At 44.3% G+C, this 16,152-nt stretch carries 8 protein-coding genes; 2 read left to right on the top strand and 6 right to left on the bottom strand.

Annotated features, from left to right (window positions below):
• The first annotated feature begins 248 nt into the window (after positions 1-248).
• Positions 249-593 (top strand): hypothetical protein, encoded by a 345-nt coding sequence (locus MiSe_RS09020; RefSeq protein ID WP_226577723.1) that lies wholly within the window; start codon positions 249-251, stop codon positions 591-593.
• 202 nt (positions 594-795) lie between these two features.
• The gene (locus MiSe_RS09015; protein ID WP_444980473.1) at positions 796-2,196 is read left to right on the top strand and encodes an LCP family protein; all 1,401 of its coding nucleotides are present in this window, start codon (positions 796-798) and stop codon (positions 2,194-2,196) included.
• Between the two features lie 378 nt (positions 2,197-2,574).
• On the opposite strand, the gene MiSe_RS09010 is transcribed toward MiSe_RS09015, so the two are convergent.
• From MiSe_RS09010 to MiSe_RS08985, 6 genes are all read right to left on the bottom strand, one after another.
• Positions 2,575-3,834 (bottom strand): hybrid sensor histidine kinase/response regulator, encoded by a 1,260-nt coding sequence (locus MiSe_RS09010; protein WP_226577720.1) that lies wholly within the window; start codon positions 3,832-3,834, stop codon positions 2,575-2,577.
• A gap of 93 nt (positions 3,835-3,927) precedes the next feature.
• Positions 3,928-5,661 carry a GGDEF/EAL domain-containing response regulator gene (locus MiSe_RS09005; RefSeq protein WP_226577717.1) on the bottom strand — a complete coding sequence of 578 codons (1,734 nt, stop codon included), beginning with the start codon at positions 5,659-5,661 and terminating at the stop codon, positions 3,928-3,930.
• A 265-nt stretch (positions 5,662-5,926) separates the two neighbouring features.
• The gene (locus MiSe_RS09000) at positions 5,927-11,284 is read right to left on the bottom strand and encodes a trifunctional serine/threonine-protein kinase/ATP-binding protein/sensor histidine kinase (RefSeq protein WP_226577714.1); all 5,358 of its coding nucleotides are present in this window, start codon (positions 11,282-11,284) and stop codon (positions 5,927-5,929) included.
• Positions 11,285-11,611: 327 nt separating this feature from the next.
• Positions 11,612-12,583 carry an aldo/keto reductase gene (locus MiSe_RS08995; protein ID WP_226577711.1) on the bottom strand — a complete coding sequence of 324 codons (972 nt, stop codon included), beginning with the start codon at positions 12,581-12,583 and terminating at the stop codon, positions 11,612-11,614.
• 164 nt (positions 12,584-12,747) lie between these two features.
• Positions 12,748-14,055: a histidine phosphatase family protein gene (locus MiSe_RS08990; protein ID WP_226577707.1), complete on the bottom strand. Its 1,308-nt coding sequence runs from the start codon at positions 14,053-14,055 to the stop codon at positions 12,748-12,750.
• On the bottom strand, positions 14,039-15,895 hold the full coding sequence (locus tag MiSe_RS08985; RefSeq protein ID WP_226577704.1) for an ABC transporter ATP-binding protein: 1,857 nt from the start codon (positions 15,893-15,895) through the stop codon (positions 14,039-14,041). Before MiSe_RS08985 ends, MiSe_RS08990 begins: the two co-directional genes overlap by 17 nt.
• Between the last annotated feature and the right edge of the window lie 257 nt (positions 15,896-16,152).

The following is a 16,152-nucleotide window of genomic DNA, read 5'->3' as shown; positions in this document are numbered from 1 at the left end:
TATTTAATCAATTTACACAGTATACTTTTACTACTTGAATATGGAAAGTCAGAATTAAGTTCAGTTCTAATCAAGCCTAGCTTTGGGTTTTGGCGGGCAACATCGGTAAAACTAAGGAAAAATTTTTAGAGAACCATAAAAATTCAGTTTTAACCAGCAATCAAGCGGTTTTTTCTACCCCACCTCCCAAGTAGCCCGATCTCCCCCTGGGTGCGTAACTGGGCTAGGATCGAGAAAAAGCGATCGCTATGCATGACATCGACCCGTTTGAGAATCCAGACATCAACCGCTTACAGCTGTATGTGTATTTAACCCCTGGGATCGGTTTTTTCCCTGCGCTTTGGACGCTCTACCGGCGCAATGGCAGCCGCCGACAAAAAGCAGTCAGTCGATTGGCGGTAAGTCTGGCGTTTTGCTGGCTATTGGGCTACATTTTGTTAGGAGCTTCTGCCGATGCTTCAGAATCTCTAAAATTACCCTTATTGGTAATGAATAGTTTGCTCACCTCCGGTTACTTTATCGTCAGCGTTTGGTTGATGATTCGTCTATCCCAGCGCCAACCCCTGACCTTGTGGAAAAAACGCCATTTGTAGTACGAAGTAGGGTGCAGGTGGGCAAGGGAGCAGGTGTGCAGGTGGACTGTTGAGAATTACACTTGCTTCATGCTCGATGCCCAGTTCCCAAGCTAATTAGCCGGATGAGTGTACCAAAAAGAAGGAAATACTGGTATGAGTATTCTGGTGGAAAACTCTCAGTATTTCAGACACTCCTAGTTTTTAGTGTGTGAGGAAGTCAGTGCCAACGCGAAACTTTTTTGATATGTCGTCTCTGGGACAGTTCCTAGCCCCGCCTTTTATGAGCCAGTCTTGCAAAGCAAACCAGTTACGTTGGCTCTGGCTGGGATTTGGCTTGACTGGGGTGGCGATGTTGTCCGCAACAGCAGGCGCTTTGCTGGCGGTGTCGCTTTCCACTACTCCGTTGATGCAAAGCCAGCTGACGGCTGAAGAAGCCGCAGTGTTTAATTCTGGTGGCATCTCGAAGACGAATCTGCGATTGCCAGAACTAACCCGACCTGTGAATATCTTGGTGTTGGGGGTCAAGGTTCTAGCTTCAGACTTGGGGGAGGAACCCGATCCAAAATTGGGGGGATATGACCCGGTAGTCAATTCCTTTGATGGTCTTTCGGATACAATGCTGCTGCTGCGGTTTAACCCGCAAACTAAAAAGTTAACCGTGCTTTCGATTCCCCGGGACACCCGCACCTTGGTGGAAGGACACGGGATGACTAAAATTAATGCAGCGAATGCTTATGGAGGCCCAGCCCTCAGCGCCCAAGCGGTGAGCGACTTGCTCGGCGGTGTGAGAATTGACCGCTATGTCCGCATCAACGTTCAGGGTGTGGAAAAACTGATCGATGCCTTGGGTGGGGTGACGGTTTACGTCCCTCAAGACATGAAATATACCGACAACAGTCAGCACCTATACATCGATTTGAAGGCTGGTAAGCAACACCTCAACGGCAATAAGGCGTTGCAATTGTTGCGCTTTCGCTACGACAAGCTTGGGGATGTGGGGCGGGTGCAGCGTCAGCAAATGGTGATGCGCGCTTTGATGGAACAAGCGCTCAATCCAGTCACTTTAGCTAGAGTGCCGCAAATTCTGTCGGTGATTGGGTCCCATATCGATACGAATTTAACCGTCGAGGAGTTGGTGGCTTTAGTCGGTTTTGGCGTCCAAACGAATCGCGATGACGCGCAGATGTTGCTGGTTCCGGGTGAGTATAGCGAAGTCGGGCAGTACGATGCTAGCTATTGGTTGCCTCACCGCCGTAGCATTGCCCCGCTGATGACCCAGCACTTTGACTTGGCTCAAACTAACTCCAGGAGGCGTTCATCTGTTCCTAGAGAGTTGAGTATAGCGATTCAAGATAGCACTCGCGATCGCAAAGCAGTAGAAAGGTTGGTGAAAAAACTCAAAAAAGCTGGCTATCGAAACGTCTATGTGGCTGAACCTTGGACTGAACCGTTGAGCCAAACTCGCATTGTGGCGCAGACTGGAGACGATAAGGCAGCCCAAACGATTCGCGAGACACTCGATTTGGGAGAAGTGCGGGTGGAAAGCACCGGACATTTAAACTCGGAAATTACAATTCAGTTGGGTCGGGATTGGTTGCAACCAAAAGATACATCTGATTAAGCTAGAAACCCGGTTTCTTAGATTGTCGGTTGTAGGGGCACGGCGCCCTACAACCTTCGATTTAAGGCAAAACCTATTCATGCCGTGCCCCTACAAAAAAAACCCAATTTGGTGATATCTGTTGATGAACGACCAATTTTTGATGATTCCCGCTAACTGGCTAGATTGGCTAACTGTGTTCGGCTATATAGCCGTGACTGTTTTTATCGCGTGGCGCGTGTTGACGACCAAGCCAAAGTGAAAGCTATTGACTCAATTACCAAAGCTGTTATACTTCAGACGGTCATAACCTGACAGAAAAGGTTACTCAGGAAAAGACTAGCAATTAGCAATTAGCAATTAGCAATTAGCACTATCTATGACCGCAGCAAGTATATGTTAACTCGGATCGATTGGTATCATTATCGTAAACTCCGATCCCTCTCCTTCCACTGAGGAGCAAGTTAAACTTCCCCCATGTGCTTCTTCCACTATCTGACGACTGATTGATAAACCTAACCCCGTCCCTTTCCCGATAGATTTAGTTGTGAAGAACTGGTCAAATATTTTGGATTTTATTTCATCTGATATCCCTTTGCCGTTATCTTTTATCTTAATTACCACACTAGGATCGGATTCGGATAATTCAGTTTTGATAGCGATCGTGTTAGGCGCGGCTTCAATTTCGGTAAACGATTTACCTTGATTTGATTCTTCTATCGCATCGATGGCATTAACTAAAATATTCATAAACACTTGATTCAGTTTTCCCAGATAGCATTTTACGGGGGGAATATCTCCATATTCTTTGATTGTTTGAATTGCCGGACGTTCGTTATTAGCTTTGAGTCGATGTTGTAATATCGTTAAGGTACTATCCATGCCTTCATGGATATTAGCTAATACTTTATCCCCAGTATCGCCTCGGTAGAAAGTTCGCAGAGAATTGCTAATATTACGGATTCGTTCTGCGCCAACTTTCATCGATGAAAGCATTTCTGGTAAATCTTTTAATAGATATTCTAAATCTATCTCTTCAGCATTTTCCTCAATCTCTGACCCCGGATTGGGAAATTCTTCTTGATACAGTCGTAAGTGATTAATTAAATCATTTATTGCTTCAGTCGTTTGTTCGATATTACCTGAAAGAAAACCAATTGGGTTATTAATTTCGTGGGCTACACCCGCCACCAACTGGCCCAGTGTAGACATTTTTTCACTCTGGATCAGTAAGAGTTGGGCATGTTGCAACTTGTTAAGGTTTTCTCTAACTTGTTGCACCTGGTTAAGAGTTCTGATAATAGTAATTACCAGATCTTCAAAGTCTATTGGTTTGGTGAGAAAATCAAAAGCGCCGCAGTGCATCGCCGTTCTAATATTTTTCCAATCGCTATAAGCGGACATGACTACGGTTTTAATCGTCGGGTCGATTTCGGCTATTTTAGCTAGTAAGGTGAGGCCATCCATTTCGGGCATGTTGATATCTGTCGCCACCATTGCTACAGAGCTATCGCTCTTCAGTATCTCTAACGCTTCCTTACCATTCGAGGCAAACAGCAACTCAAATTCATTTTCCCGAATAGTTTTTTTCAATCGCTGTTTGAGCAGGCGTTTTAAATCTATTTCATCATCAACAAATAAAATTTTGGCTGTTTTCATAAGCGATGGGGGTGAGAGAAAGAGCAATTTGTTAATGTCAGTTATAGTATCAAGATTTTTTCAGCTAGCCAAAAAAAGCAACGATGCTGGGTATTATAGCTCAAGTTCTGCCATGAAATTGACAACGGCTGCACCTTCGAGGGGGGGAGAGAACAGGTAGCCTTGTCCGTATTCGCAGCCGAGGGCGCGCAAGATCTCGAGTTGCTCTTGCGTCTCCACCCCTTCGGCAATCACATCCAACTCCAGGGTGTGAGCGAGGGTGATAATAGTGCGGGTGATATCTAAGTTTGTCTCCTGCTGTTCGATGCCGCTGATAAAAGAACGATCGATCTTTAAAGTATCGATGGGAAAAGATTGCAGGTACGCCAGAGAAGAATAACCCGTGCCAAAATCATCGATGGACAACTGGATCTGCCGTTGTTTCAACTGATCTAGCACTGCTGTAGCTTCTGACTCCTTATCCATCAAAATGCTCTCCGTAATCTCCAGCTTTAAGTATGACCCGCTCAAGGACAGCGAGTTTAGAATCTCGTCAATTGACTGTAGCACATCTGGATTCCATAACTGAATCCCAGACAGGTTGACGCTGATGCTGAGAGGCAAACGTTGAGAAAATTGCTCTTGCCAAACGCTTAACTGTCGGCAAGCTTCCGACAAAACCCATTTACCCAGGGGGATAATCAGTCCGGTTTCTTCTGCCAATGGAATAAACTTCTCGGGGGAAACCCACCCCCTCCCAGGATGCTGCCACCGCACCAGCGCTTCAAAACCGACAATTTTACCCGTAGACAGCGAGACTATTGGCTGATAGTTGAGGTGAAACTGTTGCTGTTCAATTGCCCTTTGCAAGTCAGCTTCCAACTCGAGGCGTTCCAGAATGCTTGCCTGCATCCCTGTATCAAATACAACTATATTTGGTCTTCCAGGCATTTTGGCGTAATTCATTGCCGTGTCGGCTGCCCGCAAAAAGTCTTCGGGTTGATTATAGTCGATGGTGCTGTTAACAATACCAATATATATATTCGAGGACACCACAGACCCGTTGAGTTTAAACTGAGTTCTTAGCACCTGACGCAGTTGCTCGGCCTTGTTTTCAGCTTGTTTGAAGTTTGGCAAATCCGTGAGCAAGATAGCAAATTCGTCTGTGCCACAACGAGCCACCATATCTGTCGGATGTGTGTAGGTTTCTAGACGACGCGCTACTTCTACTAACAGGCGATCGCTTAAAGCATGACCCAACCCGTATTTTACCGCTTTAAAGCCATCTAGACTCAAACATAAAACCGCGAATAAACTATTTCTCTGCTCTCTGCACTGGATACACTGGCGAATCCGACCGAGAATATAATTCTGGTTGGGTAAACCCGTCAGTGGGTCGTAAAATGCTTCGTATCGTAGTTGCTCAAGTGCTTGTTTCAGCTTTTCCTTCTGTTCTCTAATTTGTTTGACAAAATTTATAGTTTTGTCGATAGTAATTTCTAAATCTTGAAAATCTATCGGTTTGGTTATAAAGTCAAACGCGCCTCGGTTCATCGCTACCCTAATCGTCGGTATATCCCCATAAGCAGACAGCACCACCGCTTTGATAGTCTGGTCAATTTCGGGCAGCCTGGTCAGTAAGGTTAACCCATCCATTTCCGGCATATTGATATCGGTCAAAACCATATCGACCGCATCTTTTGTTTCTAGTTTCTTTATTGCTTCTACACCATTCTTAACAAAAATAAAATCCAATTGTTTAGCTATAATTTTTTTTCTAAACCGCTGTTTAATCAGCCGCTCTAAATCTGTTTCATCATCTACAACTAATATCTTAGCAGGTTTCATAAGAAACTTACAATCTCAACAAATAACTCCTCTACAAAATCCTATAACACTATTATGCTACGGCCAGCGGTGATATCGATCACTCAAGGGTAATTTCCAATAGAAAGAGTTGATTTATAAAGTTAACGTAAAATTGCTACAAACCTAACTGGATATACTTTTCCAGCATTCGACTTGTCAGAAAAATGATTATACTTTTGCAAAGGTGACGTTACAAGAAGCAGATAATTTTTAAGTTAACTTCATAAATCAACTTGAGGAAAAATCAGGCAGACAAACTGATGATGAATTCGGTATACTCTCCGAGTTCGCTTTCCACGTTCAAAGTGCCGCCTGGATGCCCTACAATAATGTCGTAGGTTAAAGATAAACCCAAGCCGGTGCCATCTCCTGCTGGCTTAGTGGTAAAAAAAGGATGGAAGATTTTATCTATTAGATCGGGTGCAATTCCGATGCCGTTATCGCGGATGCGGATTTCTACAACTTCCCCTTTGTTTTGGGTTTTCACCCAAAGTGTGGGGGTAAAGGTTTCACCAGAGTTACCCATCTGTGCCTCAAAATGCTTCTGCTTCGCCTCGACCGCATAGCAGGCATTGTCGATAATATTGATGAAAGCACGGTTGAGATCGGCGGATACCAGATTCAATAGACCAATAGAGTCGTCATAATCTTTGTAGATCGTCACGTTAAAGTTGTTATTCTTAGAACGCCTGCTGTGATACGCTAGCTGCACCGCTTGGTCAAGCAGAGCATTGAGGTTGGTGGGTTGGCGAGTATTGCTGTCAGTGCGCGCGTGCTGCATCATGTTGTGAATAATGCGGTCAGCTCTTTGACCGTGCTGTTGAATAATTGCGATATTTTCTTTAAGATCGCTTAAAGTTTCTTTGGTGTAGTTTAGGATATTGGCATCGAGAGGTTCGGCTTGGTTTTCAATTTCTGCAAGCAATTCTTCGGCTAACTCTACTGATAATTCGGCAAAATTATTCACAAAATTGAGGGGATTTTTGAGTTCGTGAGCAACCCCTGCGGTTAAAGTCCCCAGAGAGGCGAGTTTTTCTTGGGCAATAATTTGCTTTTGTGCGGCTTTGAGTTCAGCAGTTCTGGCTGCGACTTTTTCTTCTAAAGTGTGGGAATATTCTGCTAATTGGGCGTATAACCGTGCATTTTCCAGGGAAATAGCGGCTTGAGAACATAGAAGCTGGAGAACTTCGATGCGCGAGTTTGTAAATGCTCCCACCGCTAAGTTATTTTCCAAGTACAGAATCCCTTGCAGCTTAGATTGATACAAAATCGGCAAACAAAGGATGGATTTCGGCTGACATTCTTGAATATAAACATCTGCATTAAAGGGTTCGGTAACCGTTGCGTTATTTAAGACGAGATTCTCTTGAGTCCTCTTAACGTAATTGATGACCGATAGGGGTAAATCGTCACAGGTGGCGACGGGAATAGATTGTAAAACTTTGACGACATCATCGGTAGCGGTTCCCGATGCTTCGATATAGAGTTGGTCATCTTTTAGCAGTAGGAGAAAGCCTTTTTGAGCGGCGGCGTTTTCCAGCAAGATTTTGATTAACTGGGAGAGCAAATTTTCCAGGATAATTTCTCTGGCTATGGCTTGAGAAGATTTGACGAATGTGCTTAAGTCGAGAAAATCTGCCAACCTGCTATTGGTCGTCGTTGCCGCCGTAGTGGTTTTAACATCAAATTTACGGGTTTCTACTGAGCAAGTTTGTGCTGCTAGGAAAGGATAGTTTGATTCTAAGGCTTTGACTTTTGCGATCGCTCCCCAACGGATATAGGCATAATAAGCCTTGGTGAGGTATGCCTGAGCAATTATCTCTTTATCCAGGGATTGATAAAATTTTCCTGCCAATTCATAAGCTAATGCCTCTTCGTGAAGATAATTGTTAGCTGCGGCTCGTTTAATCGCCAGATCGTAATCATCTATTGCTGCAAGTTTATTGCCTAAAACGCGCGCTTTTTCTGCTGCTACTAAATCGTACTTATGCTGGAAGTTCATTGGGGCATGGTACGCCCATTGCTGCATTTTTTCCTGATTGGATGCCACCGTTTCTAGATATAGGCTTTGCTGACTTGCTTCAGCATGGGGATAGTGAGCTAAAAGCGCCAGAGATTGATAGAAATTACACTGGGCGCTGATGAACAATCCCAATACAGATTGTACGTAGGATTCTGCGGTTTGGGAATAAGCGATCGCCAATTCCGGTTGCTCGAACAAATAATGAAGCATCGCTTTAGCCAAATAGACAAAAAACAGCGTCGTTCCATTCTTTTGTTCGGTCAGAACAGGAATCATCTCCTGCTCATTAAACGCCTCACCCATCAGCAAGACTGGCTCCTCAACTTGACCAAGTAAATTGAGAATTAGTTGTCGGCAAATCTGACCATAAACCAAGTGATAATACAGCCGTTGCTTCTTGAATTCATCAATGTAAAGGCGATGTTTCTGCTCTAGAGATTCCAGGGATTCGCCGACAAAGAAGCTGTGCATGAAATAGTTCAGAATCGCGTAGCCCCCGGATAGGATTTCTCCAGATTCCAAACCGCAAGCATAGGCCACGCGCAAAGGATTTAAGGTGTCTCTAACCTGTTCTTTCCACAACCTGACATAACCATTAAACCCATTGAGGATTAAGACTTGTAGTTCCTTGGCATGAAATTGCTCCAAAAGTCTCAAAGACAATTGACCATAGCGATACCCTGCCTCAATATCATTCAGCGAACTGCTTAGAAGTATTCCATAGTAAACATAGACCTTTGCAGCTTCCGGCGAATTCCCATATTTTATGCAGAGATTTGCCATTGTAAACAATATGCGTGCCAACAGACCTGGATTTGCTATATAAGCTGCACTACCAATTTTAAGTAGTATCCACAGAGCTGCAATTTTATCAGGGTCAGTCATTTCGGGAAGGTTAATTAACTCCTCAATCTGCTCGACTTGTGGCGGTTCCTCTTCCAACTTGACCCCCAGCATTTCTATAACCGATAGCCCAGTGTCCAACGCTACTTGCATTTGAATTTGGGCGATGTAAACCTCAACTTTCAGTTTGTACGCTTGAGCCTGGTCGAGGAGGTTTTTGGCTTGAGTCAAGATAACATCTAAGAGCGCATGACTTCGCTCAAATTTGGTAGTGAGATACTCTGCTTCTGCTGTGGCAAGGTGGAGATTCAAAGTCAAGTCATATTGATTCTGCCAGCTATCAGACGCGAGCAATTCCAGTCCCGTATTGAGATAATTAGCCGCAGGTTCATAGGCGGATGCTGCTTTGGCTCTCTTGCCTGCTATCCAATTCAATTCAGCTAATTTGCATTTTTCTGCGGGCTGGCTAATTGTGTCAATTCCTACATTTAATTGATTGACAATATCAAAAATGTTTTCCTCTAGGTTTTGCTTGGGAGTATTTTCCAGGAGCAATCGACCGATTTTCAGATGGGTGGCTTTCTTCTGTTCGTTTGGAATCAGTGAATAGGCTGCTTGCTGCACTCGGTCATGCAAGAATTTATAACCCACCTTAGGGATTTTTGCTTCTATTATCTCGACTGTATTTTCTGACTCATCAAACACTAAAGGGATTTTGTAAGCTTCGCTCAAAGGTAAAATTAACCCTGCTTGTAAAGCTGAATAAAGTTCGATCGCTGTAACTGAAGGTAATTTTTCATTCACAATTGAAAGAACATCTAAGGTAAACCTATCTCCCACGCAAGCTGCCAGCTTTAGTACTTCTTGGGTTGATTTTGGCAGTTTTTCAATGCGAGAAGCTACCAGTTCCACCACATTTTTATCGGTAATCCCAATCGCCTGAATTTCCTCCAGATTCCACTGCCACGAAGCACTATTGAAGTCAAATGTCAAGAGTTTTTCTTGATAAAGTGCCTGGAGTAATTGCGTCAAGAAAAAGGGATTGCCCCCGGTTTTATTAGAGAGTAATTCTGCCAGGTCAATGACTCGTTGGCTGAGAAACCCGGTTTCTTGAAGAAACCGGGTTTCTTGTAGGGTGTCGGCAATTAATTGAGTGACATTGTCTAAATCTAAGGGTTGCAAAACAATATTATTAACAACCGTACCAGCCTTTTTAATTTCCTCTACAGTTTGCATCAAAGGATGGGTGGAACTTACTTCATTATCCCGATACGCACCAAGTAATAATAAATAGTTGCTATCCGGGTCGGTCATCAGCAATTGCATTAAGTTCAATGTTGCTGAATCCGCCCATTGTAAGTCGTCTAAAAAGATAACTAACGGATGCTCTTTTTGGGTGAAAACTCGGATAAATTCAGCAAATACCCGATTAAAGCGATTTTGGGATTCTGTTGGCCCTACTTGCGGCAATTCTGGCTGCTTGCCAATAATTAATTCTACTTCGGGAATTACATCAATAATTACTTGACCGTTAGCGCCTATAGCCGTTAATATTTTTTCCTGCCATTGTTGCAAATTTTCAGCACTTTCTGTCAGTAATTGCCGCATCAAATAGCCAAAGGCTTGGCTTAAAGAAGCATAGGGAATATTTCGTTTAAATTGGTCAAATTTACCGGAGATGAAATAACCCCGTTGTTTGGTAATGGGTTTGTTAATTTCATTGACAACGGCAGATTTACCGATGCCAGAATAACCAGAAACTAACATCAGTTCGCTGGTTCCTTGAGCAGCGCGATTAAAGCCAGATAAGAGTAAATTAACCTGATTTTCTCGACCGTATAATTTTTGGGGGATGAGCAACTGACTCAAGATATCTAAGCGTCCGGGAATAAAATCGGTAATCTCGCCTTTGGTTTGTGATGGGTTGAGACAAATTTCTAAATCCGCTAATATTCCAGCAGCACTTTGATATCGATCTTCGGCATTTTTTGCCATCAGCTTCATCACTATTTCTGATAAGCTTTGGGGAATGTCTGGAAGCAGTTGCTGCGGGGGGATTGGTTGTTTGGCAATATGGTTATAAACTAACTCTAAGGGGTCATCGCTCTGAAATGGTAATTGACCCGTGAGCATTTCATATAAGGTGACACCAAATGAATAAAAGTCTGTGCGATAGTCGAGGGTGCGATTCATTCTCCCTGTTTGTTCGGGAGACATATAGGCGAGAGTGCCTTCTACAATATTGGGATTAATAAATTGCGGGGTTTCTTTATTCAGTCGGGAGGCGATGCCGAAGTCGGTTAGTTTAACAATACCCGTTTGGGAATTAATGATGATGTTGCTGGGTTTAATATCTTTATGAATAATCTGGTTTTGATGCAAATACTCTAAAGCTTTAGCGATTTGGATGGCTATGTTTAAACAGGTTGTTATAGAAAGTTTTTCTCTTGGCAATAATTTTGACATTGATTCGCCGCCGAAGTCTTCTAAAAGCAGTCCTAAACGATTGTTGAAGGTTTCGAGGCTAATAACTTTGACAATGCCTGGATGGTTTAAGTCTTTGCGGATTTGATATTCGTGTTTGAGGCGGGTAATGGCGTCTACGGTGGGATATTCAGCTTTGAGGATTTTGAGGATTTTTGGCTTTTGGTCGGTTGGGGTTTGTACCCGATAGATGATGGTTTCGATGCCTTCGTGCAGAGTTGAATCGATTTGGTAGTTAGAGACAGCCAGCATGGGGGTTCCCTGGAAGTTATATCAAACATGATTATGCTGGCATCTGACCCATGAGTTAACCACAGGGAAAATACGCGAAATGTCTGACAATAGGATACGCGATCGCTTCCGAATTGCATAACCAGACCTGGGGAAGCGATCGCGTAGCAAGCTTGACGACTTAAGTCGCGCCTATACAAACAAAGTCTGCCTACGCAGACTTATAAACAGGACTTACAGAAACCCGGTTTCGACCTTGATCTCTCGAAACCAAACCAACGATTTTTCCTAGAAATCGGGTTTCTTTGGTCTGTCTACGCAGACTTATAAAAAAAGGTGGTGCTTTTCCTATTCTCTGGTTCCTATTACACTCAGTTCCCGTTCGCTGAACGGATTTTCTAAGCTGAGAATGAGTTTTTTTATCTCTTGATCGGATAACACTTTATCCCCTGCTTTAGCATTTATCGCTGCTTGTTCGGGAGATTTAGCACCGGGTATGGCTACGGGTTTTACTGGATGCGAGATGGCAAAGCGCAAAGCTGTTTCAACCATATTTTCTCCGGGTGGCAATGCTGCTTTGATGCGATCTACGGTTGCAATTTCTTGCTCGTATTTTGCCTGGGTTTTTTCTTTTTTGTGCCACTTGGAGCGAATCGTATCTTTAAAAACTGTATCGGTAGAATATTTGCCGGATAGCAATCCCTTTGCCAGAGGCCCGCGCGCTAATACGGCTATGCCATGCTCTTGACAATAAGGCAGCATGTCTAATTCTGGCTGGCGATTTAACAGCGAATAGTCAAATTCCACCACTTTACAGGTGTTATTAACATTGAAGCGTTTGAGGACTTCAAAATCATTTGTCGAGATGCCGTAGGCGCGGATGTGACCTTTTTCTTTCAACATTTCAAAGGCTTCTAAATAAACGGTTGGATCTTCAATATCGCCTTCGTGACAAAGCGCGACATCTACCCAATCAGTCCGCAATCGATAAAGGGAAGCGTGTAAGCATAGGCGAATTGTATCAACAGATTTTGGCAAAACTTCGCCGTTGCGTCTGCCCCAACTGCCAATTTTTGTGACTACATAAGCTTGGTCGCGAATCCCCTTCAAGGTGAGTCCTAAACGCTCTTCAGATAATCCTTGGGGAATGCCATAAGCTTCGGCGGTATCAAACAAATTTACGCCATTGTCGAAGGCACTGAGGATGGTTGCTAAAGCGGTTGTTTCTTCCACTTCGCCCCATTGATTGCCGATATTCCACGTCCCTAAACCGATAGCTGATACTTGCCAACCTGTTTGACCAAATTCGCGATAAAGCATGGAACCTCTTTTTTGTGAATGATTGGGAATTGCTAATTGCTAATTGCTAATTGGGAATTGCTCGCTTGCTAATTGCTAATTGCTAATTGGTAATTGTGAGCTAGTAAATAACTATTGACTGTTAGCGATTAGCGCTTGACCTATTACCTATTACCCATTACCTATTACCCAGCAATATTCATTGCTTGCAGCATGGGCGATCGCTCTGCCAAAGGATAATGGATAACGCTGACGGCTCCCTGCCGCAGTTGCAAATTGCCAATTTCATCGCAATTCATGCCTAATACTTGACGTATGAGACGCTGAATGATATAATTTATACCCACGACTAAACCAGTTATCAATTGGCTGGAGTTGGTGGTGAGGGAACTGCGGGCAGTAATAGCTTGTTGCCAGACTTGGGGGAAGTCGTCTCGCAACACCTGTAGCTGCACGGTTGCGGGATGGTATTGCAGAATTGTGGTGGCGATTGCCTCCGCCTCATGGTCAGTACCGCTAATGCTAAAGTGGATCGATTCTGTTTTCAGCAACTGCGCTACCCGCCGCATCTGTGCCTCATTTCCACTGGGTACAAGCAACAAACGCAACCCTTTAGGGTCTGCTTTGGTTGGGGGCAAAGTCTCGCCCAAGTGGGTGGTGAGATTCAAAGCTTCTAATTGCGCTGGCGCTTGGTAACCATCGGGGAAATTCAGGATACTGATACCGCAGTTAGATTGCTGGAGTGCGTGGTATCTTTCGGGGGTTAAACCCAGCGCTGTGGCAATTAAAGCGCGGATTGTGCCAGAATGACTCACAATCAGGAGCGTTTGATTGCGATGATCGGGTAGTATTTCCTGCCAAAATTGTTGGGCGCGCGAGTACAAATCCAGGACAGGGAAAGTATACAGCGGATTGCCAGCGAGTGAAGTCAAGCCTTTTGGCTTCGTTTGTGTAGCGGCAGCATTAATGCTGCCGCTACACAAAGGGGCGGCATCCTTAATGCTGCCTGCACACGGCTGTTGTACCTGATCCGGCTGCAAACCGCTATATTGTTCCGGGGTAGCCATGCGAAATTCGTGGGGGCACTGTCTCCAGCAGCGATAGTCTTGGGCAAATTTTTCTTGCACCTCGCGATGTGACAAACCTTGCCATGCGGGCAAATCAATTTCTCGCAAAGCATAAGTGGTGTGAATTTTATTTAGTTCAATTGCAGGTTCCATCATCGCTAGCATTTCGCTGGCAGTTTCCTGGGTTCGTTTGAGCGAACTGGTGTAAACTGCATCGAAAGTTATTCCCCTCAGAAAGGTTCCTGTTTGACGCGCCGCACTGCGACCGATTTCGGTTAAAACTGATTCATCGCTACTACCTTGATGGCGACCTTGAGCGTTGAATGTACTCTCACCGTGGCGCACGAGAATGACGCGAGTACCCAGGTTTATGCGGAGCATTTGTTGCAGTAAATTGCCTGCAAGTTCGTTATACTTCAATTGCATAATTATCTCCTTCGGGGCGAGTGCTGTTGTTAATTGCGTTCTGCATTTGATACAAAGCTGCGTAGCGACTTCCCAGACCCATGAGTTCTTTGTGAGTGCCGCGTTCTATGATGCTTCCTGACTCAACGTAGAGGATTAAGTCTGCATTTTCAACTGCTCGGAGATTGTGAGAAATTAAAAAGGTTGTTCGCCCTTTAGTAAGTCGATTGAGTGCTTCGCTGACAGCGCGATCGCTAGCATTATCTAGTCCGGTGGTAGGTTCGTCAAGAATCACAATTGGAGACTGACGGATAGCAGCGCGAGCGATCGCAATTCGCTGCCTTTGACCGCCGGATAAATTTGCCCCCCGCTCGCTTAATATTGTGTCGTAACCTTCAGGTAGATCCATAATAAAATCATGGGCATTGGCGAGGCGAGCCGCTGTTTCAATTTCTCGATTAGATGCCCCTAATTTACCATAAGCAATATTTTCCCGGACGCTCACAGCAAACAGCATACTGTCTTGCAAAACCACGCTAATTTGCTGTCTTAAAGAGTCGAGGGTATACTCGCGAATATCCTGTCCATCAATTAAAATCCGACCGTCAACCGGATCGTAAAGGCGGAGAATTAAGCTAATTAAGGTTGACTTGCCGCTACCAGATGGCCCAACTACCGCTACTTGTTGACCGGGTTGAATGGCAATATAAATGTCTTTTAAAATTTCCCGTTCCGGTTCGTAACCAAACGATACGCTCTCAAACCGCACCGCACCATAAAAAGGATGCGCTCTCTTTGCCCCAGGTAAGTCGCGGACGCGAGGTTCGTATTCTAAAATATCAACAACTCGCTCGCCGGAAGCTGTAGCTTTGGCAATTTGCCCAGCTTGTTTGGAAAGGTGGCGCATCGGATCGAAGGCAGATTTGAGATAGCTGGTGAATACTAATAATTCCCCTGGAGTCAATCCTTTATGCAGTACAACTAGGGAACCTCGCCACACCACCAGCGCCATCACAATTGCCATTAAAACTTGCACTGTTCCTTCTAGCAAAGTTGCCAGTTTGAGAGATTTTGCGCCTTCATCTAAACTTTGGCTATTTTGCTTGTAAAAATTATCCTCCAACATATCGTGGAGGGAAAGCGCTTGCACGACTTTAATCGCACCGATTGTTTCGCTGGTAGTATCTGCGATCGCACCTTCAGTTTTGCGATGTTTGCGGGTAACTTTGCGAATCCGAGCAACCAAATTCTTAGTGAAAAATACAAAGAAGGGAAAAATCGCAATCTCAATCAGCGTTAGTTCCCAATTCAGCCAAAACATCACCGCTACCATCCCTACTAAGGTGACGATATTAGTTAGGAATGGCAAGGCGGTTTTAATCGTCACTAATCGCAGGCGTTCTATATCATAAGTGACGCGAGTAATCAAGTCTCCGCTTTTGTGTTTGCTGTGAAAACAAAGCGAGAGACGTTGCAGGTGAGAGTAAAGATTGCTGCGAACTTCTGCTAATACTTGAATCACAGCCAAAGCCATGCCGTAGGTGCTTAAATAAGAGGCGAGGCTTTTGAGGGATGCGATCGCTATAATAGCGCCCGCCACATAAGTCAGTAGCATCATGGGACTAAGTCCGGCAGGAAGCGCTACATTCCAAGAATTAGCAGTCGTTCCCGGTAAGATAATACGGTCAAAAACAAACTTCAAAGGCCAAGGTTCCAATAACCCCAAACCAGTCTCGACCAACAGCGCCAATAACGAACCACCAATCAGAAATTTGCGTTGGCGAATGTGAGGCCAGAAATTGCGAAAAATCCGTAAAATTCCTGGTACAACTGCCTTAAGATCCTTTTCGGAGTTATTCATTCAATACCTCTCTTATTGCATTTGGCTAATTGCTAATTGCTAATTGCTAATGGTTAATTGCTAATGGTTAATTGGTAGATTTAGAGCGAGCAGGGGGTGGTTTTTACAGACAATATATGCTACACACATCGCCATTAGCCATTAGCCATTAGCCATTAGCCATTAGCCATTAGCCATTAGCCATTAGCCATTAGCCATTAGCCATTAGCCATTAGCCATTAGCCATTAGCCATTAGCCATTAGCCATTAGCCATTAG

Source organism: Microseira wollei NIES-4236 (assembly GCF_020521235.1).
GTDB lineage: Bacteria > Cyanobacteriota > Cyanobacteriia > Cyanobacteriales > Aerosakkonemataceae > Microseira > Microseira wollei.
The sequence above is the reverse complement of the archived record's forward strand: the minus strand, read 5'-3'. Positions and strand labels throughout refer to the sequence as shown.